This is a genomic window from Sinomicrobium pectinilyticum, assembly GCF_003725735.1.
Taxonomy (GTDB): Bacteria; Bacteroidota; Bacteroidia; order Flavobacteriales; family Flavobacteriaceae; genus Sinomicrobium; species Sinomicrobium pectinilyticum.
This window is the reverse complement of sequence record NZ_RJTM01000103.1, coordinates 1-4,901: the sequence shown is the minus strand read 5'-3', so window position 1 is coordinate 4,901 and position 4,901 is coordinate 1. Positions and strand designations below refer to the sequence as shown.

Sequence of the window (4,901 nt, the reverse complement as noted above, 5' to 3'; positions counted from 1 at the left end):
GCTTAATTTATGGCTTGTTTAGTTTTATAGCGTTCTTTATCGATGATACCACTACGTATTATGCGGATTATTATTCTAATAAGTTTAGAATAGTTGTGGAGAGTTTTCCGTTAATTGGCCAGCATCCAATCTATGCTTCTCTTTACTCGGGCCTATCCATAATATTTCTTTTCGAGTTGATTTTTACAAATAGACAGAAACTTTCACTTTTAAAGAAGGTGTATTATTTTTCAAGCTTTTTAGTTGCTGTTTTATTGTTAATCATGTTATCTAGTAAAGGGGTTATCTTGTCTTTATTCTTTCTGTTTTTACATTTCTTGTTTATTAAGTTTAAGAGGAATTATAAGTTGATTATTGGAGGAGTACTAATATTTTTTATTGGCCTGAGCATGCTGTTTGTTTACAATAGGCGAATGAATGAAATGTTAAGAATAGAATCTTATTCTACTGTTAACAGTAATTTTTCAAATAGTTTTAGAGTTAGTATATATGATTGTTGTTTTAAGGCCATTAGTAAGAAATGGTGGATAGGTTATGGAGTTGGAAGTGTTCAGGAAGAATTAAATAAATGTTATAAAGACAAGAGCAGTTTACTATTGGAAAAAACCTATAATTCTCACAATCAATACTTAGATTTCTTTTTGAAAACTGGTGTTTTAGGATTTTTATTCTTTCTGTTTTTACTGACATATAACTTTTATCAAGGTGTTTACCATAAAGATTATTCTTTTTGTGCAATTATTTTATTTTTTGGTCTTCTTTTTTTAACCGAAAATATTTTGGCAAGACAAACGGGAGTTATTTTATTTAGTTACCTGTTAAACTTTTTAATGCCTAAAACTTTAGATGAAAAATAAGATTTTAATCATAGGCCCATTTCCGGAACCCACGACAGGAGTTTCTTTGGCTAATAAAGTACTCGCCGATGCTCTCAAAGATAATGCGGAGTATGATTTGGAGGTTATCAATACCTCATTGCTAAACTACGATGAAAAGTTGGGTAGTTTTTCTATAAGAAAGATTTTGTTTTATTTTAAATTCAATTTCTCGTTACACTCTGTTATAAAATCCAAAATTATATATATAACTCCCGGTCAGACTTTTTTTGGTGTGGCAAAGTATAGTTTATTCATTCTGCTTTCTTACTTTCTAGGAAAGACGATTATTTTTCATATTCACGGAAATTATTTAGCAGAGCAGTATAGATATTTAAAGGGAGTTAAAAAAAGATATTTTTATTATCTGATGTCACGCGGTACTAAGGGAATTGTACTTTCAGAATCTCTAATAGATAATCTGACACCATTTTTGAATAGAGACAAGGTTTATATTTTATACAATTTCGCTGAGGACTATCTTTGGAATGAGATTAAGCCAAGTGATAATGATAAGTTGAGGATAATTTTTTTGAGTAATTTAATAATAGAAAAAGGAATACTAGATTTATTAGAAGCATTGCAAAAGTTAGAAGACGATAAGATACCTTACGAAGCTAAGATTGCAGGAAATATTGATGCCGATAATCGGGATTTAATTTTATCTAAAATTGAGACACTGAGATGTACTCGATATGTGGGTGTCGTTTTTGGAAAGGATAAAAAGGAATTGTTGGAATGGGGAAATATATTTGTCTTGCCTACATATTATAGTATGGAAGGACAGCCAATTTCAATTATTGAAGCAATGGCAACGGGAAATATAATTATTACTACCAGGCATGCAGGGATACCTGATATAGTAAAAGATGGTGTTAATGGTTTTTTTATAGAGAAGAAAAACTCTACTGGTATTTTTGAAAAAATAGTATCGGTTGATAGAGATAAAAGTATGATTATAAGGATGTCAAAACTAAATCAGGAATATTTTAGAGAAAGATTTACTTTAAGCCATTTTCAACAGAATTTTATTAAAATACTGGAGGATTAAAATGAATTTTCAAGATCTTAACAAATACAAAACTCCAGTAGATTTTAGAGGCAGATCCAAAGCGTTTGTGCAGTTATGGTGGGTGGTAGATAGTGTTTTTTTTAAGCCGTCACCTCAGATAATGTATGCCTGGCGTAGATTTTTGTTACGTCTTTTCGGAGCAAAGGTAGGCAAAGGGGTAATTATAAGGTCTTCTGCAAAGATTACTTATCCTTGGAAATTGTCTATCGGAGATTATAGTTGGATAGGAGATGATGTTGTTTTATATACATTAGGAGAGATTGAAATAGGGCATAATGTAGTGGTGTCTCAGAAAACTTATTTATGTACGGGATCACACGATTATAAAAAAGTAGATTTTCCTATTTATAGTGACAAGATTGTTATAGAGGATCAGTGTTGGTTAGCTACGGATGTTTATGTAGGTCCAGGTGTTACTATTGGTTCGGGGACTGTCGTAGGGGCCCGAAGCAGTGTTTTCAAGTCCTTGCCTGTTGGAAAAATATGTATAGGAAGCCCGGTTAAAATTTTAAAGGATAGAACTGTTGAGTAAAAAAAAAACGATCACCCTGATAGGTGTAAATTACTTCCCAGAGGATACAGCTATAGGTTTGTATTCCACTCAAATGATGGATTATCTCGGCCAGTCCGGATACAAAGTAAATGTGATTACCGGTTTTCCTTATTATCCTCAATGGAAAATAAAAGATTCGTACATTTCAAAGAAGACTTTTGTAAAAGAAGAGAAAGGAGGAGAAACTATTTACAGGTATAAGCAATACGTTCCTTCAAATCCTTCTTTTTTTAAGCGAATACTCCATTTGGGAGATTTTACTTTGGGGAGTTTATGGAATATTTTAAAAATCAAAGAAACCGATTTGGTTATTGCGGTGGTACCTTTTACCAGTGCTGTTTTTTTGGGATGGGTATTAAAAAAGAAAACCAAATCTAAATTGTGGGTTCACATACAGGATTTTGAGTTTGATGCAGCGTTGCAAGCGGGAGTTACAAAACAAAGGACGAGTAGGGTAAAGAGTTTTTTTTTTAGTAAACTTTTTGAGTTAGAAAAATTTTTATTTTCCAAAGCAGAGGTAGCTAGTACTATTAGCTATACGATGATTGAAAAGCTTAAGACTAAAACCGGACGAAAAACAGAGATAGTTTATCTGCCCAATTGGATTGATGCAGATAAAATTGATCCGAATGTTTCAAATCGGCATCCTTATTTATCCTCCGATAAGTTTAAAATATTATATTCTGGGAATATTGGAGACAAACAGGATTGGGATAATTTTCTCTCTTTTGTCAAGAAACTTAATAAAGATAAATATGAAGTTGCAATAGTTGGAGACGGGGCAAAGAAGGATTGGCTGATAAATGAAATAAAAGCATTGAATTATGTATATTATTATCCTCCTGTTCCATTTGGAGAACTGTCTGATTTGCTTTGTAGTGCCGATTTGCACGTGTTGTTTCAGAAGGAAGATGTTATAGACACGGTAATGCCTTCAAAACTATTAGGAATGATGGCTAGTGGAAAACCTTCTTTGATAACGGGGAACAACATCTCCGAAGTCAGGAAAGTTTTGACAGAAAGTGGGGGGGGGTATTATGTGCAGCCAAAGGAGATGAACAAATTACTGGATTGTGTGCATGAAATATTCTTGGACAAAAAAAAAGCAAAGTTTATGGGGGAAAGCGCTAGAAAATATGTTGTCTTTAAGTATTCAAAGGACAAAATTTTAAAATCGTTAGATAAAAAGATAGATTATATTATAGACACTATCCCATAAAGTGTGTAAACTAAAAATACCGAGGGTTGGATTTTCACTTAAAGTCTGATCCTTTTTTCATAGATGGTCAGGAACTGATTTAAGACAATGCCCCAGTGCCTTTTACCTTGTTAAAGATCTCAAAACAAACTAAACGATAAACCAACTCTAAATAAATGAGCAATACGGTAATATATTCCCAAAGGTCATCTTCTTTATAGGAGCGTTCCATCCGGCATTGAAAATTTCCCGTCGCCAGGGCCAGGAACATATCCTGCACGTGTTCGATCTGTGCTTTGAAATGATCCGGGTACAAACTGTGTATACGGTGCTGTTTTCGGATAGCCCCGGGGTCGTTTTCGCCCCGGATGGTGGTTTTCACATAGTGTAACGTATCTTTTTTTCGCGGAAATATCCCTATAGGAATGGCCGGGGCATTGGCTTTTACGTAAAAATAGGCCATCAGCCTGCCCAGGGGCGAAGTGGCATAAACCCCCAGGACCCGGATATACAGGGCACCTTCGCCCGCGAGATAGTTCCTGGCCTTTCGGGTAAGGTCTTTTACCCCCCGGAAATCCACGAAAACAGGATATGCCTTTTTGCCCTGCAGGGAAAGCCGGTCCGAAGTTAAGCGTATGGCAGCACGAAGGTCCAGGACGGTAGCCGGCTTATAGGTTACAAACAGGATACCCTGGCCTATCCATAAACGCGCATATTTATTTTCCAGGAACTCAGGCATTTTTGCGGTTTTTCAACAGCAATTTTAGTACATGACAAAATTTGTTTCATGCAGATTTATCGGTAAATCAGTTTGACCCTAACCCTAAAGGGAACCTGATTTTCCTCTCCCGATATTTATCGGGATCACCCTTTAGGGATGGGGTAAAAATCCCGAAAGCTTTCGGGAGAGGAAAATCCACCCAGATCGAATTTTGTCATGTACTAAACAACAAGCTGCCAAAGTACCAAAATCCTTCCATAAAAACATACGGTTTTCCGTAACCTTCTTTTAACGGTCCTGTTCTCTCCGTATATTTTGGGGAAAATATGGCGTAATCGGGGAGTAAAAAGGCGCAGGAGGGATTATTTTAAGGAGGAAAACGGTCTTTTGCCGGTTTTTGAACAGTTTTTTATAGTTTAGGTGGATATCTCGGAACAATTTGTGCCAGTGAAAACGGTTGGTTAGTGCCATGCGTTTCGGTT

5 protein-coding genes are annotated in these 4,901 nt (G+C 35.3%); 4 read left to right on the top strand and 1 reads right to left on the bottom strand.

Annotated elements, in window-relative coordinates; genetic code table 11:
- From ED312_RS14945 to ED312_RS14930, 4 genes are all read left to right on the top strand, one after another.
- On the top strand, window positions 1-857 hold an 857-nt coding region (locus ED312_RS14945), incomplete at its 5' end, for an O-antigen ligase family protein (RefSeq protein WP_148044308.1).
- A complete protein-coding gene (locus tag ED312_RS14940) occupies window positions 847-1,926 on the top strand; it encodes a glycosyltransferase family 4 protein (RefSeq protein ID WP_123216826.1) in 1,080 nt (359 codons plus the stop codon). The genes ED312_RS14945 and ED312_RS14940, both read left to right, overlap by 11 nt.
- A 1-nt stretch (window position 1,927) precedes the next feature.
- Window positions 1,928-2,479 (top strand): putative colanic acid biosynthesis acetyltransferase, encoded by a 552-nt coding sequence (locus tag ED312_RS14935; protein WP_123216825.1) that lies wholly within the window; start codon window positions 1,928-1,930, stop codon window positions 2,477-2,479.
- Window positions 2,472-3,719 carry a WcaI family glycosyltransferase gene (locus ED312_RS14930; RefSeq protein ID WP_123216824.1) on the top strand — a complete coding sequence of 416 codons (1,248 nt, stop codon included), beginning with the start codon at window positions 2,472-2,474 and terminating at the stop codon, window positions 3,717-3,719. The genes ED312_RS14935 and ED312_RS14930 overlap by 8 nt, the downstream gene beginning before the upstream one ends.
- Window positions 3,720-3,798: 79 nt before the next feature.
- Here the strand turns inward: ED312_RS14930 and ED312_RS14925 are convergent, their stop codons facing one another.
- On the bottom strand, window positions 3,799-4,437 hold the full coding sequence (locus ED312_RS14925) for a DUF7793 family protein (protein ID WP_123216823.1): 639 nt from the start codon (window positions 4,435-4,437) through the stop codon (window positions 3,799-3,801).
- Between the last annotated feature and the right edge of the window lie 464 nt (window positions 4,438-4,901).

What these genes read in the sequence shown, in the direction of transcription:
- ED312_RS14940 (WP_123216826.1), top strand. Translation starts at nt 847, where the DNA reads ATGAAAAATAAGATTTTAATCATAGGCCCATTTCCGGAACCCACGACA.
- ED312_RS14935 (WP_123216825.1), top strand. Translation starts at nt 1,928, where the DNA reads ATGAATTTTCAAGATCTTAACAAATACAAAACTCCAGTAGATTTTAGA.
- ED312_RS14925 (WP_123216823.1), bottom strand. Translation starts at nt 4,437, where the DNA reads ATGCCTGAGTTCCTGGAAAATAAATATGCGCGTTTATGGATAGGCCAG.